Raw genomic sequence first — 25,893 nt, 5'->3', positions numbered from 1 at the left:
GATCTCAACGCTCCCCGGCAACGGCGGCGGCGGGCGCCGCGTGCGGCACCGTCAGGGCGGCGTCGCTGGCCGGCGCGGCCGGGTGAATACGCTCCAGCAGGGCGCCGACATCGGCGCGCATCGGCGACAGGAAGCTCTCGGGATAGACACCCATCCACAGCACCGCAGCGGCAAGCGGCGCCAGCACCAGCCACTCGCGCTTGTCGAGATCGGACATGGCGGCGGCGTCCGCATTGGTCTGCGGGCCGAAGCAGATGCGGCGGTAGAGGTACAGCATATAGGCCGCGCCCGTGATGATGCCCGTCACCGCGATGAAGGCCGCCCAGGACGAGATCTCATAGGTGCCCATCATCGACAGGAACTCACCGGGGAAGTTCGACAGGCCCGGAAGGCCCACCGACGCCATGGTGAAGAACAGGAAGAAGGTGGCGTAAGCCGGCATGTTGGTGGCGAGGCCGCCGTAGCGCGCGATCTCACGGGTGTGCAGGCGATCATAGACGACGCCGACGCACAGGAAGAGCGCGCTCGACACAAGGCCGTGGCCCAGCATCACCATCATCGCGCCTTCGATGCCCTGCCGGTTGAAGGCGAACAGGCCGAAGGTGACGAGCGCCATGTGGGCGACCGACGAGTAGGCGATCAGCTTCTTCATGTCCTTCTGCACCAGCGCGACGAGCGAGGTGTAGACGGTCGCGATCATCGACAGCGCGAAGATCAGCCACATGTAATGGGCGGACGCCTCCGGGAACATCGGCAGCGAGAAGCGGATGAAGCCGTAGCCCGCGAGCTTCAGCATCACGCCCGCCAGGATGACCGAACCCGCCGTCGGCGCCTCGACGTGCGCGTCGGGAAGCCAGGTGTGGACCGGCCACATCGGCATCTTCACCGCGAAGGAGGCGAAGAAGGCGAGGAACAGCCAGAGCTGCGCCTGCGACGAGAAGTTGAAGGCCATCAGCGTCGGAATGAAGGTCGTGCCCGCCGTCTGCGCCATGTAGAGCATGGCGATCAGCATCAGCACCGATCCGAGCAGCGTGTAGAGGAAGAACTTGTAGCTCGCGTAGATACGACGCGCGCCGCCCCAGATGCCGATAATCATGTACATCGGGATCAGGCCGCCCTCGAACATGATGTAGAACAGGAACAGATCCTGCGCCACGAACACGCCGAGCATCAGCAGCTCGGTCAGGAGGAACACGGCCATATATTCGGGCACGCGCTTCTGGATCGAAGTCCACGAAGCCAGGATGCAGAGCGGCACGAGGAAAACGGTGAGCACGATCAGCATCAGCGCGATGCCGTCGATGCCGAGCGCCCAGGAGAAGCGGCCGAAGACATCCGCCCGCTCGATGAACTGCCAGCGCGCGCCGCCGACCTCATAATTGGCCCAGAGCACGCCGCCGAGCACGAGATCGATGAGGCTGGCCGCCAGCGCCGTCACGCGGGCGCTCCTGGCCTTGGCCTCGCCCTCGCCGGGCGCGAACAAACACCAGAGCGCGGCGACGAGCGGCACCGCCAGCATGATCGACAGGATTGGGAAACCGAGCTGATTCATTGTGTTATCGTTCCCCGGCGGAAGCCGGGACCATGGTCCGGCGGTTGAACTCGATGTCGGCCAGCGCCGGACAAGCGGAGAAGGAAAGGACGCTCATCGCGTCACCGCCCAGGTGGCGAGCCCGGCGAGGCCCAGCAGCATCACCAGCGCATAGCTGTAGACGTAGCCGGACTGCGCACGCGCCATGAAGCGGTTGCCGACGACCATGAGCTTCGAGATGCCGTCCGGGCCGAAGCGGTCGATCGTGCCCTCGTCGCCCTGCTTCCAGAGGAAGCGGCCGATGGCGAAGGCCGGGCGCACGAACAGGAAGTCGTACAGCTCGTCGAAATACCACTTCTTGAGCAGGAAGACGTAGAGCCCGCGGAAAGTCCTGGCGAAGCGATCCGGGATCGTCGTGTCGACGATATAGCCCCAATAGGCGATCGCGAGACCGATCAGCATCACGATCGTCGGCGCGAGGCCGAGCAGCGTCGGCAGATGCTCCGCCTTCTCGTGCAGTTCGGCCGAATAGGCGACCGCGCCCTGCCAGAACTCCGCCTCCAGGAAATAGTGCGCGAACGCCCAGCCCGCGAACACCGCGCCAACCGCCAGCGCGAGCAGCGGTAGCTTCATCACCCACGGCGCGGCGTGCGGATGATAGCCGAGCGTGCCATGCGCGATCTCGTTGATCGAGCGGCCCTCGGGGCGCGGCTCGTGGCCGGCCGTCTCGTCGGGCGCGTGATGATCGTCATGGCCATGATCGTCATGACCGTGCCCATGATCGTGCATCGCGTGCTGGATATGCTCGGAAGCGGCCCAGCGCGGTTCGCCGAAGAAGGTGAGGAAGATCAGGCGCCACGAGTAGAAGCTCGTCAGGCCCGCCGCGAACACGCCCATGAACCAGGCGAAGCCGCCCACCTGCGTGCCGGTGGCATAGGCCGCCTCGATGATCGCGTCCTTCGAGTAGAAGCCCGCGAAGCCGAACACGCCCGCCACGCCGACACCGGTGATGGCCAGCGTACCCGCGATCATCACCCAGAAGGTCAGCGGGATATGCTTACGCAGGCCGCCATAGAAGCGCATGTCCTGCTCGTGGTGCATCGAGTGGATCACCGAGCCCGCCGAGAGGAACAGCAGCGCCTTGAAGAAGGCGTGCGTGAAGAGGTGGAACATCGCCGCGCCGAACGCGCCCGAACCGGCCGCGAAGAACATGTAGCCGAGCTGCGAGCAGGTCGAATAGGCGATCACGCGCTTGATGTCGGTCTGCGTCGTGCCGACGGTCGCGGCGAAGAAGCAGGTCAGCGCGCCGATCACGGTGACGACCTCGAGGGCAACATGGCTCGTCTCGAACATCGGCGACAGGCGGCACACCATGAACACGCCCGCGGTCACCATGGTGGCGGCGTGGATCAGCGCGGAGACCGGCGTCGGGCCTTCCATCGCGTCCGGCAGCCAGGTGTGCAGGCCGAGCTGCGCCGACTTGCCCATCGCGCCGATGAACAGCAGCAGGCAGAGCAGCGTCATCGTGTCGACGCGATAGCCGAGGAAGCCGATCGTCGAGCCCGCCATGCCGGGAGCGGCATGAAGGATCGCCGGGATCGACGTCGTGCCGAACACCAGGAAGGTGCCGAAGATGCCGAGCGAGAAACCGAAGTCGCCCACGCGATTGACGACGAACGCCTTGATCGCCGCCGCGCCGGCCGACGGCTTCTGATACCAGAAGCCGATGAGCAGGTAGGACGCGAGGCCCACGCCTTCCCAGCCGAAGAACATCTGCACCAGGCTGTCCGCCGTCACGAGCATGAGCATCGCGAAGGTGAAAAGCGACAGATAGGCAAAGAAGCGCGGCTGGTCCGGGTCTTCGCCCATATAGCCCCAGCTATAGAGGTGAACGAGCGCGGACACGCTGGTCACCACCACGAGCATCACGGCCGTCAGCGCGTCGACCCGCAGCGCCCAGTCGACCTGAAGGTCGCCCGAGTGGATGAAGGTGAGCACCGGGGCGACATAGGCATGGTTCGTGCCCGTCAGGAAACCGATGAAGATCGGCCACGCGATCGCGCAGGACGCGAACAGCGCGCCCGTGGTGACGAGCTTCGCCGCCGTGTTGCCGATCATGCGGTTGCCGAGGCCGGCGACCGCCGCCGCGAACAGCGGCAGGAATACCAGGAGCTGGATCACGGCGGGTTCAGCCCTTCATCCGATTGATGTCATCGACCGCGATGGTGCCGCGGCCACGGAAATAGATCACGAGGATGGCAAGGCCGATGGCCGCCTCACCCGCCGCGACCGTCAGCACGAACATCGCGAAGATCTGGCCGACAAGATCGTGCAGATAGGCCGAGAAGGCCACCAGATTGATGTTCACGCTGAGCAGGATCAGCTCGATCGCCATCAGGATGATGATGACGTTCTTCCGGTTCAGGAAGATGCCGAGCACACCCATGACGAAGAGGATCGCCGAAACGACGAGGAAATGCTGGAGACCGATCACAGCTCGACTCCCTGGCCGACAGTCGGGTTGGTCATGCGGGTGGCGTCCTCCGCCCGGCGCATGGACTGGCGCATGATGTTCTGGCGACGGACGCCGCCACGGGCACGGTGGGTCAGCACGATCGCGCCGATCATGGCGACGAGCAGCACAAGGCCTGCGCCCTCGAACACGAACAGGTAGCGCGTGTAGAGCAGCGTGCCGAGCGCCTCGATATTGGGCACCTGATCCGGCGACGGCGTCACGGCGGTGCGGCCGGCGAGCTGGACGGGGCCAGCCTCCCACACGCCCGCGGCGATCACGATCTCCGCCAGCAGCGCCGCCGCGATGGCGACCCCGAAGGGCAGATATCTGGAAAGGCCCGCCCGGAGTTCGGCGAAGTCGATGTCGAGCATCATGACGACGAACAGGAACAGCACGGCGACCGCGCCGACATACACGATGACAAGAAGCATCGCGATGAACTCGGCGCCGACGAGCAGCATCAGCCCCGCCGCGTTGAAGAAGGCGAGGATGAGCCAGAGCACGGAGTGCACCGGATTGCGCGCGGTGATGGTGAGCGCCGCGGAGGCGATCACCATGACGGCGAACAGATAAAAGGCGATCGTCTGGATCACGGCGCTGTTCGAGCCCCTGTCAGATTCGTTGCGAGCGATTAACGGTACGGCGCGTCTGCGGCAAGGTTCGCCGCGATCGCCCGTTCCCAGCGATCCCCGTTGTCGAGCAGCTTGGCCTTGTCATAGATCAGCTCCTCGCGGGTCTCTGTGGAATATTCGAAGTTCGGCCCCTCGACCACCGCATCGACCGGGCAGGCTTCCTGGCAGAAGCCGCAGAAGATGCACTTGGTCATGTCGATGTCGTAGCGCGTGGTGCGGCGGCTGCCGTCGTCGCGCGGTTCGGCCTCGATCGTGATGGCCTGCGCCGGGCACACCGCCTCGCACAGCTTGCACGCGATGCAGCGCTCTTCCCCGTTGGGGTAGCGGCGCAGCGCATGTTCGCCGCGGAAGCGGGGCGACAGCGGGTTCTTCTCGAACGGGTAGTTGATCGTCGCCTTGGGCTTGAAGAAATACTTCAAGGTGAGGGCATGGCCCTTCACGATCTCCCAGAGCGTGAACGATTTGACGAAGTGCGCGACGCTCATCGCATCAGGCTCCGATCGGGTGGTAGCGGGTGAGCATCAGCCACCCGGAGACGAGGAAGACGAACAGCAGCGACAGCGGCAGGAAGATCTTCCAGCCCAGACGCATAAGCTGATCGTAACGATAGCGGGGCAGCGTCGCCTTCACCCACGAGAAGATGAAGAAGAAGACGGCCATCTTCAGCAGGATCCAGAACAGACCCAGCCCGATCGTCGTGCCCGGAATATGATAGAGGAACGGCAGATCGAGCGGCGGCAGCCAGCCACCCCAGAACAGCGTCGCGTTGAGCGCGCACATCAGGATGACGTTGGCATATTCGCCGAGCCAGTAGAGCGCGAAGCTCATCGACGAATATTCGGTCTGATAACCGGCGACCAGTTCGCTTTCCGCTTCGGTCAGATCGAACGGCGTACGGCTGGTTTCCGCCATCGACGAGATCAGGAACACCACCGCCATCGGGAAGAGCAGCGGGTTGAAACCATTGGCGTTGATGATGCCGAGGATCGTGCCCTTCTGCGCCAGAACGATGGTCTGCATGTTGAAGCTGCCGGCCCACATCACCACCGAGATCAGCACGAAGCCGATGGCGACTTCATAGCTGACCATCTGGGCGGCGGCGCGGATCGCCGAGTAGAACGGATATTTCGAGTTCGACGCCCAGCCCGCGAGGATCACGCCGTACACGCCCAGCGACGAGGCCGCGAGAATGTAGAGCAGGCCGACATTGATGTTCGCCAGCACCGAGAAGGAGCTGAACGGGATCACCGCCCAGGCGATCAGCGCGACGGTGAAGGTAATCACCGGCGCGACGAGGAACAAAGTGCGGTTCGCGGCCGACGGGATGATGGTTTCCTGAAGGAAGACCTTCAGACCGTCCGCGAAGGACTGGAGCAGACCGAACGGACCGACGACGTTCGGGCCGCGACGCAGCGCCATCGCCGCCCAGATCTTACGATCGGCGTAGATAATCATGGCCACGGCCAGCATCACCGGCAGCGCGATCACGAGGATATCGATGATCGTGGCGATGAAATAGGCCCAGCCATAGGGCACAACGCCGGTAAACCAGGAGATCATTCTGCGGCCTCCGCGAAGCTCTCGCCATGGATCAGCTCGGCCGAGCAGCGCTGCATGGTGGGCGACGAGCGGGCAATCGGGTTGGTGAGATAGAAGTCGGCGATCGGATAGACGATCGTGCCGGAGACGTCACCACCCTTCGGCGCGGCATCGAGCGCGGCGACCGGAGCGAGCCCCTCCTCCGCCAGCGTCGGATGATCGGCCGCGATCTTCGAGCGGAGCTGCGCGAGGCTGTCGAACGGCAGCGTCTTGCCCAGCACGGCCGAGAGCGCGCGCAGGATGGTCCAGTCCTCGCGGGCATCGCCGACCGGGAACACCGCCCGCTCGGTCCGCTGCACGCGGCCTTCCATGTTCACCCAGGTGCCCGGCTTCTCGACATAGGTCGCGCCCGGCAGGATCACGTCCGCGCTGTGCGCGCCGCGATCGCCATGCGTGCCGATATAGACCTTGAACGCGCCGCCGAAGAAGCCTGCCAGCTCCGCCTCGTCGACGCCGAGCGAGAAGATCACCTTCGGCGCCGCCTCGACGACCGCGCCGAAACCGCCCTCGGTGGTGAAGCCGACATCGAGCGCACCCACGCGACCGGCGGCCGTGTGGAGCAGGCCGAAGCCCGCGTTCAGCGCCGAGGCGACCTGACGGGCCGCCGCATAGCCGCCCTCGATCAGGCACGCGCCCATGCCGGCGATGACGATCACGTCTTCCGCCTTGGTCAGCGCTTCGGGCAGCTCGTTCAGAGCCGAGATATCGGCGCCAAGCCACTGAACCGGATAGGTAAGATCGACTTCGGGGCCGACGGCGTAAACCTTCGCGCCCTTCTTGATCGCCTTGCGGATGCGGGTGTTGACCAGCGGCGCTTCCCAGCGCGGGTTGGTGCCCACGAGCAGGATCGCCTTGGCGTCCTCGACGCCCGCGATGGTCGGGTTGAAGCGGTACGATGCCGGGCTCGCGACGTCATAGAGCGCGCCATCGACGCGCGCTTCGTGCAGCGACGAGCCATAGGCCTTCAGCAGCGCCTTGAGCGCATAGACGCTCTCGACCTCGGCCAGATCGCCGGCGAGGCCCGCAACCTGATTGCCGCTGACGCCCTGCATCGCCTTGGCGATCGCGGCGAACGCCTCTTCCCAGCTCGCAGCCTTCAGCTTGCCGTCGACGCGGACATAGGGCTTGTCGAGACGATTGCGGACGAGGCCGTCGACGGCATGGCGCGTCTTGTCCGACGCCCATTCCTCGTTCACGTCCTCGTTGATGCGCGGCAGCGAGCGCAGAACCTGACGGCCACGCGCGTCGAGACGCACGTTGGTGCCGATCGCGTCCATCACGTCGATGCCGGGGGTCTTCTTCAGCTCCCACGGGCGCGCTTCGAACGCATAGGCCTTGGAGGTCAGCGCGCCGACCGGGCAGAGATCGACCACATTGCCCGACAACTCGGACGTGACCGCACGCTCCAGATAGGAGGTGATCTGCATGTTCTCGCCGCGATAGATCGCGCCGATTTCCTCGACGCCGGCGACTTCCTCGGCGAAGCGCACGCAGCGCGTGCACTGGATGCAGCGGGTCATGACCGTCTTGACGATCGGACCCATGTACTTTTCCGTCACCGCCCGCTTGTTCTCGTCGAAGCGGCTATGGCCCTTGCCATAGGCGATCGACTGGTCCTGCAGGTCGCACTCGCCGCCCTGATCGCAGATCGGGCAGTCGAGCGGGTGATTGATGAGCAGGAACTCCATCACGCCTTCGCGGGCCTTCTTGACCATCGCACTGTCGGTGCGGATTTCCTGGCCGTCGGCGGCGGGCAGCGCGCACGAAGCCTGGGGCTTGGGCGGCCCCGGCTTCACCTCGACGAGGCACATGCGGCAATTGCCGGCGATCGACAGGCGCTCATGGTAGCAGAAGCGCGGGATTTCCTTGCCGGCAGCCTCGGCCGCCTGGAGCACGGTGGCACCGGCGGGGACTTCGACTTCGATCCCATCGACTGTGAGCTTGGGCATCAGAGCGTCTCTTTGAAAAAACGGTCAGCAGGGCGAGCGGCGGAGATCATTCCGCCGCCACCGCAACAGGAGCCTCGCCGCGCTTGACGGCGATGCGGCGCTCGAGTTCCGGGCGGAAATGGCGGATCAGGCCCTGGATCGGCCATGCCGCCGCGTCACCGAGCGCGCAGATGGTGTGGCCTTCGACCTGCTTGGTCACTTCCTGGAGCATGTCGATCTCGGAGACGTCGGCATTGCCTTCGCGCAGACGCTCCATCACGCGCCACATCCAGCCGGTGCCTTCGCGGCACGGCGTACACTGGCCGCAGCTCTCATGCTTGTAGAAGTAGCTGAGGCGGCTGATCGCGCGGACGATGTCGGTCGACTTGTCCATGACGATCACGGCCGCGGTGCCGAGGCCCGAGCCGAGCGCACGCAGGCCGTCGAAGTCCATCGGCGCGTCCATGATCTCCGCGGCCGGCACCAGCGGCACCGACGAACCACCGGGGATCACGGCGAGCAGGTTGTCCCAGCCGCCGCGGATGCCGCCGCAATGCTTCTCGATCAGCTCGCGGAAGGGGATGCTCATCGCCTCCTCGACCACGCACGGCTTGTTCACATGGCCCGAGATCTGGAAGAGCTTGGTGCCCTTGTTGTTCTCGCGCCCGAAGCTCGCGAACCACGCCGCGCCACGGCGCAGGATGGTCGGCGCGACGGCGATCGACTCGACGTTGTTCACGGTCGTCGGGCAGCCATAGAGGCCCGCGCCGGCCGGGAACGGCGGCTTCAGGCGGGGCTGGCCCTTCTTGCCTTCGAGGCTCTCCAGCATCGCGGTCTCTTCGCCGCAGATGTAGGCGCCGGCGCCGCGATGGACGAAGACGTCGAAGTCGTAGCCCGAACCGCAGGCGTTCTTGCCGATCAGGCCCTTGTCATAGGCCTCCTGAACGGCCTCGAAGAGCACCTTCGCCTCGATGATATACTCACCGCGGATGTAGATGTATGCCGCGCGGGCACGCATCGCGTAGCCGGCGATCAGTGCGCCTTCGATCAGCTTGTGCGGATCGTGGCGGATGATCTCACGGTCCTTGCACGAACCGGGCTCGGACTCGTCGGCGTTGATGACGAGGAAGTTCGGCTTACCCGGCTTGGGCTCCTTGGGCATGAAGCTCCACTTCATGCCGGTCGGGAAGCCCGCGCCGCCGCGACCACGGAGCCCTGAGTCCTTGATCGTCTGGATGATGTCATCCTGCGCGATCTGCATCAGCGCCTTGGTGTTGTCCCAGTCGCCACGCTTCATCGCGGCTTCAAGGCGCCAGTCCTGAAAGCCGTAGAGGTTCGTGAAGATGCGATCCTTATCCTCAAGCATCACCAGCGACCCCGATAATCATGATTTTCCGTCACCATCTCGACGAGCGTCGTCGGGCCGCCCTCGGGCGCGCTCACCTGACGGTCGATCTGCGGGCCGATCTTCACCGGCTTGCCCTCGGCCAGCGCCTCCAAGAGCGCGATGGTGCTGTCGTAGGTGAGATCCTCGAAATTATCGTCGTTGATCTGCACCATCGGCGCGTTCGAGCAGGCGCCGAGGCATTCCACCTCGGTCAGCGTGAACAGGCCGTCGGGCGTGGTTTTGCCCTTGACGAGGCCCTTGTTCTTGCAGGCCGCCAGCACGTCGTCAGACCCACGCAACATGCACGGCGTCGTGCCGCAGACCTGCACATGGAAGCGGCCGACCGGGGCCAGATTGAACATCGTGTAGAAGGTCGCGACCTCGTACACGCGCATATAGGATACGCCGATCTGCTTGGCGACGAACTCGATCACGGGGACCGGAAGCCACCCTTGCGTGTTCGTCTCGGCGCCGACCTGACGCTGGGCCAGATCGAGGAAAGGGATCGAAGCCGACTGCTCGCGCCCCTTGGGATAGCGGGCGAGAATCTGCTGCGCCTTCTCGGCATTTTCGGCGTTCCAGGCAAAGCCGCCCCAGCGCGCGCGGGTCTCGGCCTCGTCGGGGATATGTGCTGCGTCAGCCATCTTACTTCACGAACTCCACGCGCTCGATCAGATCACCGGCGAAGGAATAGATCGCCAGAACCTCGAACGGCTCGCCATCGGGGGTACGCCACACCTTCTCATGCACGGTCACGCGATCGCCGAACGCGTTGCGGCCCAGCACTTCGGCGCGGTTCTGCGGGAAATCGGCGAAGGTCTTGGCGTTGCCGTCGCGCACGCCGTCCTTGCCGGAGCGCAGCACCTCGCCACGATAGACCGCCTCGGCGCCATCGTTCGCGAAGAAGGCCGAATACCCCTCCGCGTCGCCGGCGTTGTAGCGCTCCATCAACCTGTCGAGCAGGGCGAAACGTTCGGCGCTCACCGATCGCACTCCCCGAACACCACGTCGATCGCGGAAAGGATCGCCGTCGTGTCGGCCAGCATGTGGCCCTTCATCATGAAGTCCATCGCCTGGAGGTGGCTGAACGCCGTGGGGCGCAGCTTCACGCGGTACGGCTTGTTGGTGCCGTCCGAGACGAGATAGACGCCGAACTCGCCCTTGGGGCTCTCGGTCGCGACATAGACCTCGCCCGCCGGGACATGGAAGCCCTCGGTGTAGAGCTTGAAGTGGTGGATGAGCGCTTCCATCGAGCGCTTCATCTCGCCACGCAGCGGCGGGGCCACCTTGCGGTCGGTCGACGCGATCGGACCGTCGGGCATCTGCGCGAGGCACTGCTTGATGATCCGCGCGGACTGACGGACCTCCTGCACGCGCACCATGAAGCGATCGTAGCAATCGCCACGAGTGCCGACCGGAATGTCGAAGTCCATGCGGTCATAGACCTCATAGGGCTGCGACTTGCGGATATCCCACGGCACGCCGGCGGCGCGCAGCATCGGGCCGGAGAAGCCCCACGCGATCGCGTCCTCGCGGCTCACCGTGCCGATATCGACGTTCCGCTGCTTGAAGATGCGGTTGTCCGCGATCAGCGACATGGTGTCGGTGAACAGCTCGTCGAGACGGCCGTCGACCCAGTCGCCGATGTCGGAGAGCAGCTTCAGCGGCACGTCCTGATGCACGCCGCCCGGCCGGAAATAGGCCATGTGCATACGGGCGCCGGACGCGCGCTCGAAGAAGCCGTAAGTGTCCTCGCGGATTTCGAACAGCCACAGGTTCGGCGTCATCGCGCCGACGTCCATGATGTGCGAACCGAGGTTCATCATGTGGTTCGAGATGCGGCTCAGCTCGGCGAACAGCACGCGCAGATACTGGGCGCGCAGCGGCACCTCGATCCCGAGCAGCTTCTCCACCGCGAGCACATAGCTGTGCTCCATGTTGAGCGGCGAGCAATAGTCCAGACGGTCCAGATAGGGCACGTTCTGGAGATAGGTGCGCGCCTCCATCAGCTTCTCGGTGCCGCGATGCAGCAGGCCGACATGCGGATCGACGCGCTCGACGATCTCGCCGTCCAGCTCCATCACGAGGCGGAGCACGCCGTGCGCCGCCGGATGCTGCGGGCCGAAGTTGATGGTGTAGTTCTTGATCTCGACGTCGCCGACGGTGGGCTTGTCGTCGCTCTCGTAGAGCATGTCGGCCGCGATCTTCGCGTCCTGGATTTCGTGGAGGTCGGCCATCAGCGCTTCACCTCATCGGCCTTGGCGGGCGTGGGCGCGCCGGGGGCCTGTGGAGCCTTCTCGTCACCGGGGAGCTGGTAGGCAGCGCCTTCCCACGGCGAGAGGAAATCGAACGAACGGAAATCCTGCGCGAGCTGCACAGGCTCATAGACCACGCGCTTCGCCTCTTCCGAATAGCGCAGCTCGACATAGCCCGTCATCGGGAAGTCCTTGCGCAGCGGGTGGCCGCGGAAGCCGTAGTCGGTGAGGATGCGCCGCAGGTCCGGGTTGCCGTCGAACAGCACGCCGAACAGGTCGTACACCTCGCGCTCCAGCCAGCCGGCGACCGGCCACAGCACCGTCGCGGACGGGATGGCCTTCACCGCATCGGTGCGGACATGGACGTGCAGGCGATGGTTCCGCGTGAGCGAGAGGAGGCAATACACCGCCTCGAACCGCTCTTCGCCGCGATCGGGATAATCGACGCCGGCGATTTCCATGAGCTGCTGATATTCGAGGCCCGGCGTGTCGCGCAGCGCGCGCAACGCATCCACGGTCGCCTCGCGGCGGACATGGAGCTGAATCTCGCCGACCTTCTCGACAGCCTCGATGAGAGCGTCACCGAGGGCGGCCTTGGCCTTCTCGATCACGCCCTCGTTGGAGCTGAACTTCGGATAGTTCATCAAACTGCCTCAGCGCTCGATCGTGCCGACGCGGCGGATCTTCCGCTGCAACTGCATGATGCCGTAGAGCAGCGCCTCGGCGGTCGGCGGGCAGCCGGGCACATAGATGTCGACCGGAACGATCCGGTCGCAACCGCGCACCACCGAGTAGCTGTAGTGATAATAGCCGCCGCCATTGGCGCACGAGCCCATCGAGATGACGTATTTCGGCTCCGACATCTGGTCGTAGACCTTGCGGAGAGCAGGCGCCATCTTGTTGCAAAGCGTGCCGGCCACGATCATCACGTCCGACTGGCGCGGAGACGCGCGCGGAGCGGCGCCGAAGCGCTCGAGATCGTAACGGGGCATGTTCACATGGATCATCTCGACCGCGCAGCAGGCGAGGCCGAAGGTCATCCACCACAGCGAGCCGGTACGAGCCCACTGGAACAGCTCCTCGGTCGAGGTGACGAGGAAGCCCTTGTCCTGCACTTCCGCCGACAGATCGTCGAAGAAGGCCTTGTTCGGGGGCGTATGCTCCGGCGCGAACGGCGCCTTCACATCGCGGGCGACTTCTACTCCCATTCCAGCGCCCCCTTCTTCCAGGCGTAAGCAAAGCCGAGAATCAGTTCGGCGAGGAAACCCATCATCGCGATCCAGCCGGTCCAGCCGATCTCCTTGAGCGACACCGCCCACGGATAGAGGAAGGCCGCTTCGAGATCGAAGACGATGAAGAGAATGGCGACCAGATAGAAACGCACGTCGAACTGCGCGCGGCTATCTTCAAAGGCCGGGAAGCCGCACTCATATTCGGCGAGCTTGTCGGTGGTCGGCTTGTACGATCCGGTCAGGCGGGACACGACCATCGGCAGCACCACGAAGGCGGTCGACAGCAGCAGGGCCACGCCCAGGAACAGCAGGATCGGGAGATATTGGGCGGCGACGGACGCCATGGCTTTCTCCGCAAACGGGCGCGCGCGAACGCGCGACTTCTTGGGGGCGTCTCTAGGCCTGCTGCACTCGCGAGGCAACAGGTCGAGGCCATGAGAATGAATCGCAATAAGAAGGGGTTGGCCCGTATGGCCGGGTCACCCCCGCGAGGGCGGGGATGACCACCCGAAAGATCAGCGGAGCGCCGCCGCAACCAGCTTGAGAAGGCGCGGATGGAGGGCGTCGTTGGACGCCAGCCACTGCTTGCGCTCCTGCATCTGGTCGCCGCCGCGATAGTCCGTGACGAAGCCGCCGGCCTCGCGCACGAGCAGTTCGCCCGCCGCCACGTCCCAGCGGCTCAGATGCGTTTCCCAGAAGCCGTCGAATCGGCCGGCCGCCACCCAGGCGAGATCCAGCGCGGCGGAACCGAAACGACGCACACCCGCGACCTCCGGGCCGACGGTGCGGAAGATACGGCTCCAGGTGTCGAAATCGCCATGGCCGGCGAAGGGCATCCCGGTCGCCAGCAGCGCCTCGGAGATGTCGCGGCGCGCCGAGACTCGAAGGCGGCGATCGTGCAGCCAGCAGCCCCGGCCCTTCTCGGCCCAGAAGCTCTCGTCGGTGAGCGGCTGATAGACGAGCGCGGCGGTGACCTCGCGCGTGCCGTTCGGGCGCGGCTCCTCCACCGCGATCGAGATGGCGAAGTGCGGCAGGCCGTGGAGGAAATTGCTGGTGCCGTCGAGCGGATCGACCACCCAGCGCGGCTTGGTGGGATCGCCCGCGATCTCGCCGGCTTCCTCCATCAGGAAGCCCCAATCGGGGCGGGCGTGCTTCAGTTCTTCATAGATGGTGCGCTCGGCGGCCTTGTCGGCGGCGGAAACGAAGTCGGCCGGCCCCTTGCGGGACACCAGAAGGGCGTCGACCTCGCCGAAATCGCGGCGGAGCTTGGGAGCCGCCTTGCGCGCGGCCTTCTGCATGACGGTGATAAGGCCGGAATGGGCAACCATGGGCAACTTCTCCCCCCTCCCGCGGTCGGGAGGGGCTGGGGGTGGATGTCGTCGGCCCTCCCCCAGGCACGACGGCGAAGGGGCAGGTTCCAAGTCACCCGCCCCAGCCCCTCCCCCATCACGGAGGAAGGGTCAGAGCAGGTCAGTCCGCGCGGCGGACATATTCCTGGCTGTAGACGTCGACGACGATCTTGGTGCCCGAGGCAATATGCGGGGGAACCATGACGCGCACGCCATTGTCGAGCATCGCGGGCTTGTAGGAGGAAGAAGCCGTCTGGCCCTTCACCACCGCATCCGCCTCGACGATCGTCGCTTCGACGGTGTCGGGAAGCTGGACGTTGATGGCTTCCTCTTCATAAAGCTCCATCACGACGTCCATGCCGTCCTGAAGGAAGGCGGCGGCATCGCCGAGCAGGTCACGCGGGAGCGTGATCTGGTCGTAGGTTTCCTTGTCCATGAAGGTCAGCGTCTCGCCGTCCGCGAACAGGAACTGGAAGTCCTTGGTGTCGAGGCGCACGCGCTCCACCGTCTCGGCCGAGCGGAAGCGGACGTTGTTCTTGCGGCCGTCCCGCAGGTTCTTCATCTCGACCTGCATATAGGCACCGCCCTTGCCGGGCTGGGTGTGCTGGATCTTGACGGCGCGCCAGATGCCGCCTTCATATTCGATGATGTTACCGGGACGAATGTCCACGCCGCTGATCTTCATTGCGACACCTGAAGCCTGAGTTTGGGAAAGAGCAGGCGCGCGCTTTAGCGGGAGCGGGCCTCGCGGGCAAGAGAGGGCATCCTAGCCGCCCCTGACCGCCGCCAGCCGCGCCTGCACCTCCGCCGTCCAGAGCGACCCGTCGCCCTCGGCGGGCAGCGCCTCATAAGCGGGCACGCCCTCGGGCAGCACGATCCACGGATGCTTGCTGCGCGTGAAGAAATGCGCGTCGGGCGCGAGTTGCTCGCCCTCGTCGAGCGTACCGGCATGGACGAAGCGGATGCCCTCCCCGAACATCCGGTGATGCCCCCAGAGCGCCGTGCCGCAGCGCGGGCAGCGGGCGCCGGTCTGGCCGGGCGGCAGGTTCTCGGGCGGATGGACGATCTCGGGCTCTCCCTCGCCGATCAGTTCCACCCGGTCCGCCTCGATCATCGCGTTGATGGCGAAGGCCGATCCGCTCGCCTTCTGGCACATCCGGCAATGGCAGCCGTTCACGAACATCGGCAGGCTGGTCAGACGGTAGCGGACGAAGCCGCAGAGGCAGCCGCCCTCCAGCATCCTAGCCCCGCACGGCCTTGAACAGCGGATAGGGGTCCACCGCCCTGCCCTGCCACCACCCTTCGCCCGCCGCCATGCGATGCACCTCGAAATGGAGATGCGGCGCGCCCGGATCGGCATTGCCCGTCGAGCCGACCGTCGCGATCGCCTGACCGGCGCGGATCGCCTGCCCCTCGGCCAGCCCCGGCGCATAGGCGTCGAGATGCGCGTAATAATAGACGACGCCGCCATCCGCCGAGCGCTCGTAGACGGTCAGCCCGCCCCGCCGGCTCTCGAACAGCTTCTCGATCTTCCCGTCCGCCACGGCGCGGACGGGCGTTCCGGTGGGCGCCATGATGTCGATGCCCTGATGCGCGCGCATCCCGTGGCCGCGCTTCTCGTTCCAGTTGTCGCGAAGCTCGGCGCCCTGCACGGGCATCACCATCGATGCCGCGACCGGCGCCGGCGCGCGGGCGACATCCGGCCCCGTCCCGCCTTCCTCCGCATGACCGGTCCAGCCCGGACCCGTGACATGGACCATGGTGGCGAAGGCGACCAGAAGGATCACCAGAAGCAACGCGATGCCGGCACCCAAGCGATTCATGGCTGAAAGATAGCCGGAGTTCCGGGTTTGACCATCAGGGAAAGGCGCGCGGCATCCCAATTGCTGAGGCGGATGCAGCCATGGCTCTCCGTCCGCCCGATATTCTGCGGCTCGGGCGTGCCGTGGATGCCGTAATGCGCCCTAGAGAGATCGAGCCAGACGACGCCCACCGGTCCGTTCGGCCCCGGCGGCAGCGTGGCCTTCCGGTCGCCCTTGCGCGCATCCCAGAACAGCCGGGGATTATAGTGAAATTCCGGGTTGTAGGAGGCGCCCAGCACCTTCCAGCGGCCGATCGGCAGGGGATCATGGCGGCTTCCCGTCGTCACCGGGAACCGGGCGACGAGCTTGCCCGCCGCGTCATAGACGGAGAGCGTCTTGTCGGACTTGTCGACCACCAGACGATCCGCCTGCGGTTGACTGGAATCGACGTTCAGCCCGGCGAGCGTCCGCTTATAACCGTCCGGCAACGACGCCGGATAGGCGCGGCCCGCCGTCGCGACATTGGGCACCTTGATCTTCGTGCCCGCCTTCATCGGCGTGTCGGGCGAGTTGAGCGCGATCAGCGTCGCGGGCGTGGTGTGATAGCGTTCGGCCAGCATCTCCAGCGGATTGGAATAGCCGAGCGAAGGCAGCTTCGCCTGCTGGTCCTCGCGCTTCGGGATCGGGCCGACGAACGGCCCGGCGAGATCGGCGGCGGAGAGCGTCACCTCGGCGACCGGCGGCGTCGCGCCGAACCTGCCGACGGCGGCGGCGGTGCGCGGGTCCATCTCGCCGGTCGCGGGCAGGCCTTTCGCCTGCTGGAACCCCGCGAGCGCCCGTTTCAGCGAGGCGCCCGGCTTGCCGTCCACCACCCCCGGCGAGAAGCCGAGATGATCGAGCACGACCTGCATCTGCATCACCCTCGGGTCCGGCCCGGCGGCGTTGGGCGGAGCCCCTTGCGCGCCGCCCGCCAACAGCCATCCGAATCCGGTAGCGATCGCAAATCGCAGCGTTTTCATACACTTCCCTTCACCGTGACAACGGAAGGGTAACGCCGCATATCCGTGAAAGTGCCTTAGCGGCGCGCCGGCCGGGGTCTCGCCTGGGATAGCGCCAGCGCGATCAGCGCGATCCCGCCGAGGAAGATATAGAGGCCGAACCCCTCGCCCATCGCCGCCAGCGTCCCGATCCCGCCGAGCACGGCCGCACCGACATAACCGCGCGGTACGATCAGCGGCAGGCGGATCGTGTCGATGGTCCGAACCGGCCCACGGCTCGCCATCGGGCGGCGGAGCTGCCCTCCGATCACGGCAAGGAAGGCCAGCGCGCACGGAACCAGCGCCAGCGCCGTCACCAACGCCGCGACGCGCAGCCGGATGTGGAGATCGCCCTGATTCCAGTCCAGCCCCGCGGCCACGAGGTCGATGGCGGTCGCCGTCAGCGCCGCGGTCCGGGCGAGCCTGCGGATCACGCCTTGAGCACGCCCCCGAAGGCGCGGACGGCCGCTTCCGGCCCCTCGGCCGCATTCCACACGGCGGCGCTCACCGCCAGAAAATCTGCGCCCGCCGCCACCAGCGGCGGCGCGTTGACCGGCGTGATGCCGCCGATCGCGACACAGGGCAGCTCGAACAGCGTCGTCCACCAGGAGAGGATCGACGGCTCCGGCTGGTGCTGCGTCTCCTTGGTGGTGGTCGGGTAGAAGGCGCCGAACGCGACATAGTCCGCCCCCGCCTCCCCGGCCTCCATCGCGAGATGGCGGCTGTCGTGGCAGGTCACGCCGATCTGCACCGACGGGCCGAGGATCTCGCGCGCCTCGCGGGCATCGCCGTCATCCTGCCCCAGATGCACGCCATCCGCGCCGAGACGCTTGGTGAGCGACACCGAGTCGTTGACGATGAACGCCACGTCGCGTTCCGCGCAGAGCTTCTGGATCGGCTCGGCGAGGCGGGCGAGATCATGCTCGATCATGCCCTTCACACGAAGCTGGAAGGCCGCGACCGGGCCACCGTCGAAGGCGGCGGCGAGGCGGTCGACGAAGCCCGCGTCGATGGCCGGAGGCGAGATCAGATAGAGCTGGCACGCCGGCCGGCTGTCGTCGCGCTCAAAGCGTTCGGCGAAGCCCGGATCGAGCTTCAGTTCGTCTTCATCGATCTCCATGCGCGCCCTCTAGACGCGCCATGGCGGCATGGAAAGCGACTGGATCGTCCGGCCGATGCGCTATTGCCGAGATGATGCGCCGACGCCTCACTTCGATCGGACGCGCCGGATCGACCATCGTATCGGGCCGGAGCGGCGCGACGGCAGGAGAGAGGATCGCCGCCGGATCGTCATCCGAAGCGGCGGCGATCCTCATCGAGATCAGGCCTTCACCACCGAGGCGGCGTAAATCTCGTCGATCGCGGCGCTCAGCGTCCGGTCGAACGCGTCGTCGCTCTGCTGGTGGCGGAGATCCTCCAGCAGCGCGCGCGAGAAGCTGGCGATCATGCCGTGATTGTGGGTGAGAAGCTCGCACGCCTCCGGCCGCGGGAAGCCGCCCGACAGCGCCACCAGGCGCACCACGCGCATATGCCCGATCAGCGGCGCGTAAAGGTCCGCCTTCGCCGGGATCGACAGCTTGAGCATCACGCGCTTGCTGCCGGTCATGGCGTCGAGCGCCTTGGTCAGCTCGTCGAGGAGGATGTCCTCGATCGCCTCGCGATTGGGGCTCTTGATGAGCACCTCGGGCTCGATGATCGGGATCAGGCCATGCGCGAGAATCTGCTCGGCCAGCTCGAACTGCTGCTTCACGATGGCCGCGATGCCCTTGCGATCGGCCGCCTTGATGACCGAGCGCATCTTGGTGCCGAACACGCCGAGCTTCGCCCCGCGCGCCAGCAGATCGTCGAGGCCGGGAATCGGCTTCATGAGCTGCACGCCGTCGGCCTCGGGCTCCAGCCCCTTGTCGACCTTCAGGAAAGGCACCACGCCGCGCTGCCACAGCGCCGCCGGAACCGGCACGCCGTTCGCCTGCCCGTCCATCGTCTTCTCGAACAGGATCGCCGCGATCACCTTGCGGCCGTTGAAGCTCGGCGCGGTGATGATGCGGACGCGCATCTCGTGGATGCGCTCGAACATCTGCTCTTCGGTCGCGAAGTCGGCTTCCGCGAAGCCATAGGCCTTGAGCGCGCCCGGCGTCGAACCGCCGCTCTGGTCCAGCGCGGCGATGAAACCGGCCCCGCCCACCATCTGCGCCATCATCTTCGGATCGGTCATTTGCGGCCTTCCTCCATGCCTATTGTGCGCTGCGATAGAAGCTAGCCGCGCCACGGCAAGGCTGACAACGCCGTCAGCGAGACGGAGCGCCCGGCACCGGCGACCAGGGCGGCCCCTTCAGCTCCAGCGCATTGCCTTCGGGGTCGTTCAGATAGATCGAAGGGCCGTCGCCTTCCGCGCCGTAGCGCGAGACGATCTCGCCTTCGATGCCATGCCGCGCCAGTTCGGCGAGAATCGCCGGCCCGTCCCAGGGCAGCACGCGGAAGCAGATATGATCGACGTTGCGCCCTTCAAGGCCGGGCGCGGCGCCGCCCCTGCGGCCCAGTTCGCCGTCGACCGGCACGAGATCGATCAGCGCATCCCCGACGCGGAGCTGGAGGAGGCCGATCGCCTCCTGATGCTTCTCCAGCCGCGCGCCGAGCACGTCGACATAGAAACGCACCATCCGGGCAGCATCGACCACGCGGAGCACCACATGGTCGATGGCCCGGATATTTATCATTTCAGCAATGCCGCCACGCCGGGCAGTTCCTTGCCTTCCATCCATTCGAGGAAGGCGCCGCCCGCGGTGGAGACGAAGGTGAAGTCGTCGCCCGCGCCCGCCTGGTTGAGCGCCGCGACCGTGTCGCCGCCGCCCGCCACCGAGACGAGGCTGCCGTCCTGCGTCAGCGCCGCCGCCGTGCGCGCGAGGCTGACCGTCGCGGCGTCGAAGGGCGGCGTCTCGAACGCGCCGAGCGGGCCGTTCCAGACCAGCGTGCGGCAGGTCTTGAGCGCATCGGCCAGCGCCTCCACGGCGGCCGGGCCGACATCGAGGATCATCTCGTCGGCCGCGACCTCATGGACGTTGACGGTGCGGACCGGCGGATTGGCGCGGAATTCCTTGGCCACCACCACGTCATAAGGAAGGTGGACGGTGCAGTTGGCCTTGTCCGCCGCATCGAGGATTTCGAGCGCGGTGCCGGTCAGATCGTGCTCGCACAGCGACTTGCCCACATCGATCCCGCGCGCGGCGAGGAAGGTGTTGGCCATGCCGCCGCCGATGATGAGGTGGTCCACCTTCGTCACCAGATGCCTGAGCACATCGAGCTTGGACGACACCTTCGCCCCGCCGACCACCGCCGCGACCGGATGCTCCGGGCTGCCCAGCGCCTTCTCCAGCGCCACCAGCTCGGCCTGCATCGAGCGGCCGGCATAGGACGGCAGCTTGTGCGCCAGCCCCTCGGTCGAGGCATGGGCGCGGTGCGCGGCCGAGAAGGCATCGTTGACGTAGAGGTCGCCGAGCGCAGCCATCGCATCGACCAGCGCGGGGTCGTTCTTTTCCTCGCCCTTGTGGAAGCGGGTGTTCTCCAGCACCGCGATGCCGCCCGGCGCCAGCGCATCGACCGCCTTGGCCGCATCCGCGCCCTGGCAATCGTCGATGAAGCTCACCTCGCGGCCGAGCACTTCGGAGAAGGCCTTCACCACCTTGGCGAGGCTCATCTCGGGGTTCCGCTCGCCCTTGGGGCGGCCGAAATGGGCGAGGACGAGCACCTTCGCGCCCTTGTCCGCCAGTTCGGCGACGGTCGGCGCCGCCGCGCGCAGGCGCGTGTCGTCGGTGACGCGATCGCCGTCCATCGGCACGTTCAGATCCTCGCGCACCAGCACCCGCTTGCCCGAAACGTCACCAATGTCGTCGAGAGTCCGAAACGCCGTCATACCGCCTCCTGCAAACTGGCAAAAACTTCCGTTCGTCCCGAGCTTGTCGAAGGACGTGCCACAAGCGATGCGCTCGGGGCACGCACTTCGACAGGCTCAGTGCGAACGGGTTATTCGGAGCAAGCCCCGATCAGAGCGTCTTCGCGATCGCGCCGGCCGTATCGACCATGCGGTTCGAGAAGCCCCACTCGTTGTCGTACCACGACACGACGCGGACCAGCTTGCCTTCCAGCACCGCCGTCTCGAGGCTGTCGATCGTCGAGGAGACCGGCGCGCCGTTGAGATCGATCGAGACCAGCGGTTCGTCGGTATAGTCGAGCACGCCCTTCAGCGGGCCTTCGGCCGCCGCCTTCAGGATCGCGTTGACCTCCTCCTTGCTGGTGTCGCGCTTCGGCGTGAAGGTCAGGTCGATGAGGCTGACGTTCGGGGTCGGCACGCGGACGGCCGAGCCGTCGAGCTTGCCCTTCAGCTCCGGCAGAACCTCGCCCACCGCGCGGGCGGCGCCCGTCGTGGTCGGGATGATCGACATGCCGGCGGCGCGCGCGCGGCGCGGGTCGGAGTGGATCTGGTCGAGGATCTTCTGGTCGTTGGTGGAGGCGTGGATCGTGGTCATCAGGCCACGCTCGATGCCGATCGTGTCGTTGAGCACCTTGGCCACCGGCGCGAGGCAGTTGGTGGTGCAGGACGCGTTGGACACGATCGTGTGCTCGGCGGTGATCTTGTCGTCGTTCACGCCGAACACGACCGTCAGGTCGACATTCTTGCCCGGCGCCGAGATCAGCACGCGCTTGGCGCCCGCCTTCAGATGCTTGCCGGCCGATTCGCGGTCGGTGAAGAAGCCCGTGCATTCCAGCGCGATGTCGACGCCGTTGGCGGCGTGCGGCAGGTTCGCCGGATCGCGCTCGGCGGTCACGAGGATGCGCTTGCCGTCGACGACCATGTGGTTGCCGTCCGCCTCGACGGTGCCCTTCCAGGTGCCGTGGACCGAATCACGCTTGAACAGGCGGGCATTCGCCTTGGCGTCGCCCAGATCGTTGATCGACACCAGATCGAGCCCGCAATCGGGCCGCTCCAGGATCGCGCGCGCGACCAGCCGGCCAATGCGGCCGAAGCCATTGATCGCAACTTTCACCGCCATTCTGTTTCTCCTCAAAGCGAGCGTTCGGGGGCCTAAATAGGAAGAGAGCGCCGTCACGCGAGCCCTCGGCCGGGGAAGGCCGGTGATAGGCGAACGGTTTTGCGGCCCTCCGATGATGGCGGGCCAGCGATTCCGGCCCGGTCGCGGGTTCTTTGTCCCGCGCCCGACCGATCGTCAACCGCGCCGGATGCCCCGGACGGCGGCTTGTCGCCCCGCGCCCACCTGCTATGCGTTTTGTCATCATGGACAATGAGCGTTTCAACAAGGCCCTCGGCCGCATCGAAGCCGCCATCGAGCGGCTGGAGCAGGCCGGCCCCGCCGCCCCCTCCGCCGCCGTCGACACGCGCCTCGCCGAGCTGGAGGCCCGCCACCAGCGCCTGCGCGACGGCACCAGCGATGCATTGGCCCGGCTCGACCGGCTGATCGACAGCGCCTCAAGTGCGCCGAAGGGGGGCTGACACGATGGCGCAGGTGAAACTCGAAGTGGGCGGACGCCAATATGAGGTGATGTGCCGGGACGGCGAGGAGGAGCGGCTGAAGATGCTCGCCCGCCTCGTCGACAGTCGCGCGTCGGACGTCATCCGCTCGATCGGCCGCGGCAACGAGCCGCGCGAGCTGCTGCTCACCGCCCTCCTTCTCGCCGACGAGCTGGACGAGGCGCGCGGCGCCGCCGCCAGCGCGCGCACCGAGGACGTCCAGCGCATCGCCGCCATGGAGCATTGCGCCGAACGGCTCGAAAGCCTCGCTTCGAGGCTTGAGAAGCCGCGTCCGGCCTCCTAGATAGGTTCGCGGTGGGCACTGCCCGGTACGAGCTTTAGCGAACATCCCTGAGGCGATTCAACATCCTAGGGGGTCGTCCCTGGCCGGGCCTTGGTCCGTGCTACATGGTCCCCACCTGACGTTAACGGCGTCAGAGGATATTCCGGCAAACGGCCATGGCGGTCCCACCACCCCTCCCCGAACCGAACGACAAGGCGGACCTCCGCCGCCGGTTGCGCGCCGCGCGGCAGGCGTTCGTCGCGGGACTGGATGCGACGGCGCGGGCGGAGGCGCTGGCCGCCGTCCATGATCGCCTCGCGCCGCTCCTCGCTCGGCCCGGCAGCATCGCGGGCTATGTCGCCCATCGCGGCGAGGTCGATATCCTGCCCTTCCTGCTCGGCGCCTTCCATCTCGGCCGCACGGTGGCGCTGCCGCATGTCGCGGAAGGAAGCCCGACGATGCGCTTCGCCGCCTGGCATCCCGACGCGACGCTGACGCCGGGGCTGGCCGGCATCCTCCAGCCCGACGCGACCGGAGAGGCGCTGGTGCCCGACATGCTGCTGGTGCCGCTGGTCGGCTTCGATCGCGCAGGCAACCGCGTCGGACAGGGCGGCGGCTTCTATGATCGCTGGTTCGAGGCTCACCCGCAGGCTATGCGGATCGGCATCGCGTGGAGCGTGCAGGAGACATCGCCCATCGCGCCCGATCCGTGGGACATGCCGCTCCACGCGATCGTCACCGAGAAGGAGTGGATCGCGCCATGACGCCGGACCCGTATCAGCCGAGCTGGCGCCGCACGGCGGGCGCTTTCCTGATCCTCGCGCTGATCGCGCTGTGGGCGGGGCTGGTGGTGCATTTCTCCGATCCGGTGAGCCGCTGGCCCGCGCTGGCGCAGGGCGTCTTCTATGTGATCGCCGGGCTGGCGTGGATCTGGGTTCTACCGCTGCGCCGTATCCTCGCATGGAGCGAGACGGGACGCTGGCGACGCCCGGCGGATTGAGGGCATCGACGCGATCATGGATTTGGAAGCCACCCTGCTCGGCCCGCTGGTGGAGGGCCGGACGTGCGGCGATTGCACGGCCTGCTGCGCAGCCCTGAAGATCGAGACGCCCGACTTCCAGAAGCCGGCCGGCGAGGCTTGCCACCATCTCTCGGTCCATGGCTGCGCCATCCACGCGGCGCGCCCGGATGTCTGTCGGGCCTGGTTCTGCGGCTGGCGCAGGATCGAGGCGCTCCCCGACGCGGCGCGGCCGGATCTCAGCGGCCTGATGGTGTCGCTGGATTTCAACCGGGAGCCGCGCAACTGCCTCGAAGGCGTCTCGATCGTCGTCCGTTCGCTCACCGGGAGGGAGGCGTTCGAGAGCGGCATGGCGGAGCATATCCTCGACGAGCTGTGCGATCGACTCGTGCCCGTCTGGCTCAACGATGGCGTGCAGAAACTGCTGATCCACCCCGAGAGCGACGTCGCCGATTATGTGATCTCAGACCGAACGCCGCCCGCGGAACTGAGCGAAGAAGTCCAGGCATGGTGTTCGCGCTATGGGATGTTCAGGCGATAGCCGAACCGGTGCGGACGGCCCGCAACCCGACGCCCCAAGCCATGCGACCCGCGCCTCGAAACCAGCCGCCGGTCAGCTTCCGGCTCCTGATGCGAAACCATCTCGGCCTCCCGGCAAGCGAGCAATCATATCATGGTGACGGGGAGACGCATCATAGCCCCCGATCGGAAGGCCGAGGCACCCAAGGCCGGTGAAGGCATCTTCACCCCCGGGAACTCAGGCATCTGGTGGGCGGTGAGAGGATCGAACTCCCGACCCGCTCGGTGTAAACGAGCCGCTCTACCGCTGAGCTAACCGCCCACATGCGCCGGATGCCGCCTCTTAGCGGGGTTTGGCGTTCCGGCAAGCCCGTTTCGCCATGCCGCCGATCAGCCGGCCGGCGCCACGATCCGCCGGGCAGCTGCCAGATAGTTATGCATCACCACCGCCGCCTGCTCGGAAAGGGCGATGAACACCCGGCGGCCGTCGCGCGGATCGGGGCGGCGGACGAGAAGCTCCTGCTTCGTCATGTGCGCGATCCAGCGCAGCGCCGTCGTCGCCGGCACCGCCGCCGCGATGCACAGGCTCGACGCCGACACCGAACGCCGCCCGAGCCGGGCGCCCATCAGGTCGAGCAGGATGTCCCACGCCGGATCGGCGAACAGCGACGGCACGAAATGCTGCCCGCGCAGGCGGCGCAGACGCAGCATCGCCTGCACCAGCCGCGCATCCGTCGCCGAGCCTTCCACCATCGGCTCCGCCTCCTGCGCAGACGGCGGCAGACGGCGCGCGATCAGCCCTACCTCGTCGCTCAGCCGCTGCTCCTCTTCGCGGGAGCTGTCCGACGTCAATGGCGGCGGCGGCGCGAGGAGATCCTCCAGCGCGGCCTCCAGTTCGCCGCCCTCGGGATCGACGAGGATGCGCACGCCGATATCCGCGATCCGCGCTGTCACCACGTCGATGAGCCCCGGCGGCGTCAGGATCAATGTGGAGAGCCTCCCCACCCGCCCGGCCTGCGCGTCGAGCCACATCAGCAGCCCGTCCAGCGCCGCCCCGCCATCCTCGCGCAGATCGACCACGATCCGCGCCCCGGCCTGACCATCGAGCCGGTCGGCGGCCGTGTCGATCGGCTCGCTCGCCGTCACCCTGCCCCCCGACAGGATGATCCGGTCCGCCAGACGCTCGCGCCTCGCCGCATCGTCCCCGAACAACAGCACGGCCGGCGCGCACGACCGGTCATAGAGAATGTCAGCGGGCTGGGCGTTCATCGGGAGACCTCCG

Annotated in this window: 31 protein-coding genes, 1 tRNA gene, 1 other RNA gene and 1 pseudogene; 7 read left to right on the top strand and 27 right to left on the bottom strand. The window is 66.6% G+C overall.

Features of this window, described 5'->3' with window-relative positions:
• Positions 1-4: 4 nt before the first annotated feature.
• From FHS98_RS01930 to thiE, 21 genes and pseudogenes are all read right to left on the bottom strand, one after another.
• The gene (locus FHS98_RS01930) at positions 5-1,552 is read right to left on the bottom strand and encodes an NADH-quinone oxidoreductase subunit M (RefSeq protein WP_167098972.1); all 1,548 of its coding nucleotides are present in this window, start codon (positions 1,550-1,552) and stop codon (positions 5-7) included.
• Positions 1,553-1,645: 93 nt separating this feature from the next.
• Complete coding sequence (gene nuoL / locus FHS98_RS01925) at positions 1,646-3,712, bottom strand: NADH-quinone oxidoreductase subunit L (protein WP_167098969.1); 2,067 nt, start codon at positions 3,710-3,712, stop codon at positions 1,646-1,648.
• 7 nt (positions 3,713-3,719) lie between these two features.
• Positions 3,720-4,025, bottom strand: a complete 306-nt coding sequence (gene nuoK / locus FHS98_RS01920; RefSeq protein WP_167098966.1) for an NADH-quinone oxidoreductase subunit NuoK — start codon at positions 4,023-4,025, stop codon at positions 3,720-3,722.
• Positions 4,022-4,639, bottom strand: coding sequence for an NADH-quinone oxidoreductase subunit J (locus FHS98_RS01915; protein WP_167098961.1), 618 nt, complete (start codon positions 4,637-4,639; stop codon positions 4,022-4,024). The genes nuoK and FHS98_RS01915 overlap by 4 nt, the downstream gene beginning before the upstream one ends.
• Positions 4,640-4,677: 38 nt before the next feature.
• Complete coding sequence (gene nuoI, locus FHS98_RS01910) at positions 4,678-5,163, bottom strand: NADH-quinone oxidoreductase subunit NuoI (RefSeq protein WP_019833720.1); 486 nt, start codon at positions 5,161-5,163, stop codon at positions 4,678-4,680.
• A 4-nt stretch (positions 5,164-5,167) separates the two neighbouring features.
• On the bottom strand, positions 5,168-6,238 hold the full coding sequence (gene nuoH, locus FHS98_RS01905) for an NADH-quinone oxidoreductase subunit NuoH (RefSeq protein ID WP_167098958.1): 1,071 nt from the start codon (positions 6,236-6,238) through the stop codon (positions 5,168-5,170).
• Entirely contained in the window at positions 6,235-8,226 is a 1,992-nt protein-coding gene (nuoG, locus tag FHS98_RS01900; RefSeq protein WP_167098953.1) for an NADH-quinone oxidoreductase subunit NuoG, read from the bottom strand. Before nuoG ends, nuoH begins: the two co-directional genes overlap by 4 nt.
• A 46-nt stretch (positions 8,227-8,272) precedes the next feature.
• Positions 8,273-9,571, bottom strand: coding sequence for an NADH-quinone oxidoreductase subunit NuoF (gene nuoF / locus FHS98_RS01895; RefSeq protein ID WP_167100278.1), 1,299 nt, complete (start codon positions 9,569-9,571; stop codon positions 8,273-8,275).
• A complete protein-coding gene (locus tag FHS98_RS01890; RefSeq protein WP_167098949.1) occupies positions 9,571-10,236 on the bottom strand; it encodes a complex I 24 kDa subunit family protein in 666 nt (221 codons plus the stop codon). The genes nuoF and FHS98_RS01890 overlap by 1 nt, the downstream gene beginning before the upstream one ends.
• Before the next feature lies 1 nt (position 10,237).
• Positions 10,238-10,576, bottom strand: a complete 339-nt coding sequence (locus tag FHS98_RS01885) for a nuclear transport factor 2 family protein (protein WP_341786009.1) — start codon at positions 10,574-10,576, stop codon at positions 10,238-10,240.
• Positions 10,573-11,784, bottom strand: a complete 1,212-nt coding sequence (locus tag FHS98_RS01880) for an NADH-quinone oxidoreductase subunit D (RefSeq protein WP_167100272.1) — start codon at positions 11,782-11,784, stop codon at positions 10,573-10,575. Before FHS98_RS01880 ends, FHS98_RS01885 begins: the two co-directional genes overlap by 4 nt.
• Before the next feature lie 53 nt (positions 11,785-11,837).
• Positions 11,838-12,491 (bottom strand): annotated as a pseudogene (locus FHS98_RS01875) (NADH-quinone oxidoreductase subunit C); the annotation flags it as partial.
• Positions 12,492-12,500: 9 nt separating this feature from the next.
• A complete protein-coding gene (locus tag FHS98_RS01870) occupies positions 12,501-13,055 on the bottom strand; it encodes a NuoB/complex I 20 kDa subunit family protein (protein WP_026359747.1) in 555 nt (184 codons plus the stop codon).
• Positions 13,046-13,423, bottom strand: a complete 378-nt coding sequence (gene ndhC, locus FHS98_RS01865) for an NADH-quinone oxidoreductase subunit A (protein WP_167098941.1) — start codon at positions 13,421-13,423, stop codon at positions 13,046-13,048. The genes FHS98_RS01870 and ndhC overlap by 10 nt, the downstream gene beginning before the upstream one ends.
• Positions 13,424-13,594: 171 nt before the next feature.
• Entirely contained in the window at positions 13,595-14,407 is an 813-nt protein-coding gene (locus FHS98_RS01860; protein ID WP_167098936.1) for an inositol monophosphatase family protein, read from the bottom strand.
• 142 nt (positions 14,408-14,549) lie between these two features.
• Positions 14,550-15,113: an elongation factor P gene (gene efp, locus FHS98_RS01855; protein WP_167098931.1), complete on the bottom strand. Its 564-nt coding sequence runs from the start codon at positions 15,111-15,113 to the stop codon at positions 14,550-14,552.
• 81 nt (positions 15,114-15,194) lie between these two features.
• Positions 15,195-15,668 (bottom strand): GFA family protein, encoded by a 474-nt coding sequence (locus FHS98_RS01850; protein ID WP_167098926.1) that lies wholly within the window; start codon positions 15,666-15,668, stop codon positions 15,195-15,197.
• 1 nt (position 15,669) lies between these two features.
• Positions 15,670-16,251 (bottom strand): M23 family metallopeptidase, encoded by a 582-nt coding sequence (locus tag FHS98_RS01845; protein WP_167098923.1) that lies wholly within the window; start codon positions 16,249-16,251, stop codon positions 15,670-15,672.
• Positions 16,248-17,249 carry a L,D-transpeptidase family protein gene (locus FHS98_RS01840; RefSeq protein ID WP_167098918.1) on the bottom strand — a complete coding sequence of 334 codons (1,002 nt, stop codon included), beginning with the start codon at positions 17,247-17,249 and terminating at the stop codon, positions 16,248-16,250. Before FHS98_RS01840 ends, FHS98_RS01845 begins: the two co-directional genes overlap by 4 nt.
• 56 nt (positions 17,250-17,305) lie before the next feature.
• Positions 17,306-17,701 carry a hypothetical protein gene (locus tag FHS98_RS01835; protein WP_167098913.1) on the bottom strand — a complete coding sequence of 132 codons (396 nt, stop codon included), beginning with the start codon at positions 17,699-17,701 and terminating at the stop codon, positions 17,306-17,308.
• Positions 17,698-18,387 carry a thiamine phosphate synthase gene (gene thiE / locus FHS98_RS01830; RefSeq protein ID WP_167098910.1) on the bottom strand — a complete coding sequence of 230 codons (690 nt, stop codon included), beginning with the start codon at positions 18,385-18,387 and terminating at the stop codon, positions 17,698-17,700. The genes FHS98_RS01835 and thiE overlap by 4 nt, the downstream gene beginning before the upstream one ends.
• Before the next feature lie 28 nt (positions 18,388-18,415).
• Between thiE and FHS98_RS01825 the strand changes: the two genes are divergently transcribed.
• Positions 18,416-18,616: a hypothetical protein gene (locus FHS98_RS01825; protein WP_167098907.1), complete on the top strand. Its 201-nt coding sequence runs from the start codon at positions 18,416-18,418 to the stop codon at positions 18,614-18,616.
• Here the strand turns inward: FHS98_RS01825 and FHS98_RS01820 are convergent.
• The 4 genes from FHS98_RS01820 to gap all read right to left on the bottom strand — a co-directional run bounded on the left by FHS98_RS01820 (position 18,589) and on the right by gap (position 22,315).
• On the bottom strand, positions 18,589-19,482 hold the full coding sequence (locus FHS98_RS01820) for a fructose bisphosphate aldolase (RefSeq protein WP_167098905.1): 894 nt from the start codon (positions 19,480-19,482) through the stop codon (positions 18,589-18,591). The genes FHS98_RS01825 and FHS98_RS01820 overlap by 28 nt on opposite strands.
• Positions 19,483-19,555: 73 nt before the next feature.
• A complete protein-coding gene (locus tag FHS98_RS01815) occupies positions 19,556-19,984 on the bottom strand; it encodes a VOC family protein (protein WP_167098902.1) in 429 nt (142 codons plus the stop codon).
• Positions 19,981-21,177 (bottom strand): phosphoglycerate kinase, encoded by a 1,197-nt coding sequence (locus FHS98_RS01810; RefSeq protein ID WP_167098899.1) that lies wholly within the window; start codon positions 21,175-21,177, stop codon positions 19,981-19,983. The genes FHS98_RS01815 and FHS98_RS01810 overlap by 4 nt, the downstream gene beginning before the upstream one ends.
• Before the next feature lie 130 nt (positions 21,178-21,307).
• Positions 21,308-22,315, bottom strand: coding sequence for a type I glyceraldehyde-3-phosphate dehydrogenase (gap, locus tag FHS98_RS01805; RefSeq protein WP_167098896.1), 1,008 nt, complete (start codon positions 22,313-22,315; stop codon positions 21,308-21,310).
• 227 nt (positions 22,316-22,542) lie between these two features.
• Between gap and FHS98_RS01800 the strand changes: the two genes are divergently transcribed.
• The 6 genes from FHS98_RS01800 to FHS98_RS01780 all read left to right on the top strand — a co-directional run bounded on the left by FHS98_RS01800 (position 22,543) and on the right by FHS98_RS01780 (position 24,633).
• The gene (locus FHS98_RS01800) at positions 22,543-22,773 is read left to right on the top strand and encodes a hypothetical protein (protein WP_167098893.1); all 231 of its coding nucleotides are present in this window, start codon (positions 22,543-22,545) and stop codon (positions 22,771-22,773) included.
• Positions 22,774-22,777: 4 nt separating this feature from the next.
• Positions 22,778-23,095 carry a cell division protein ZapA gene (locus FHS98_RS01795; protein WP_167098891.1) on the top strand — a complete coding sequence of 106 codons (318 nt, stop codon included), beginning with the start codon at positions 22,778-22,780 and terminating at the stop codon, positions 23,093-23,095.
• 12 nt (positions 23,096-23,107) lie between these two features.
• A non-coding RNA gene (ssrS, locus tag FHS98_RS19125) (6S RNA) lies at positions 23,108-23,264 on the top strand.
• On the top strand, positions 23,251-23,838 hold the full coding sequence (locus tag FHS98_RS01790) for a 5-formyltetrahydrofolate cyclo-ligase (RefSeq protein ID WP_167098888.1): 588 nt from the start codon (positions 23,251-23,253) through the stop codon (positions 23,836-23,838). The genes ssrS and FHS98_RS01790 overlap by 14 nt, the downstream gene beginning before the upstream one ends.
• Positions 23,835-24,074: a DUF2842 domain-containing protein gene (locus FHS98_RS01785; RefSeq protein WP_167098885.1), complete on the top strand. Its 240-nt coding sequence runs from the start codon at positions 23,835-23,837 to the stop codon at positions 24,072-24,074. The genes FHS98_RS01790 and FHS98_RS01785 overlap by 4 nt, the downstream gene beginning before the upstream one ends.
• A 16-nt stretch (positions 24,075-24,090) precedes the next feature.
• Positions 24,091-24,633 carry a YkgJ family cysteine cluster protein gene (locus FHS98_RS01780; protein WP_167098882.1) on the top strand — a complete coding sequence of 181 codons (543 nt, stop codon included), beginning with the start codon at positions 24,091-24,093 and terminating at the stop codon, positions 24,631-24,633.
• Positions 24,634-24,858: 225 nt separating this feature from the next.
• On the opposite strand, the gene FHS98_RS01775 is transcribed toward FHS98_RS01780, so the two are convergent.
• Positions 24,859-24,933 (bottom strand) — tRNA-Val (locus FHS98_RS01775).
• Between the two features lie 68 nt (positions 24,934-25,001).
• Entirely contained in the window at positions 25,002-25,880 is an 879-nt protein-coding gene (locus FHS98_RS01770) for a winged helix DNA-binding protein (RefSeq protein ID WP_243847804.1), read from the bottom strand.
• Between the last annotated feature and the right edge of the window lie 13 nt (positions 25,881-25,893).

Source organism: Sphingomonas oligoaromativorans, from assembly GCF_011762195.1.
Taxonomy (GTDB): Bacteria; Pseudomonadota; Alphaproteobacteria; order Sphingomonadales; family Sphingomonadaceae; genus Solisphingomonas; species Solisphingomonas oligoaromativorans.
This window is presented reverse-complemented; position numbering and strand designations above follow the sequence as displayed.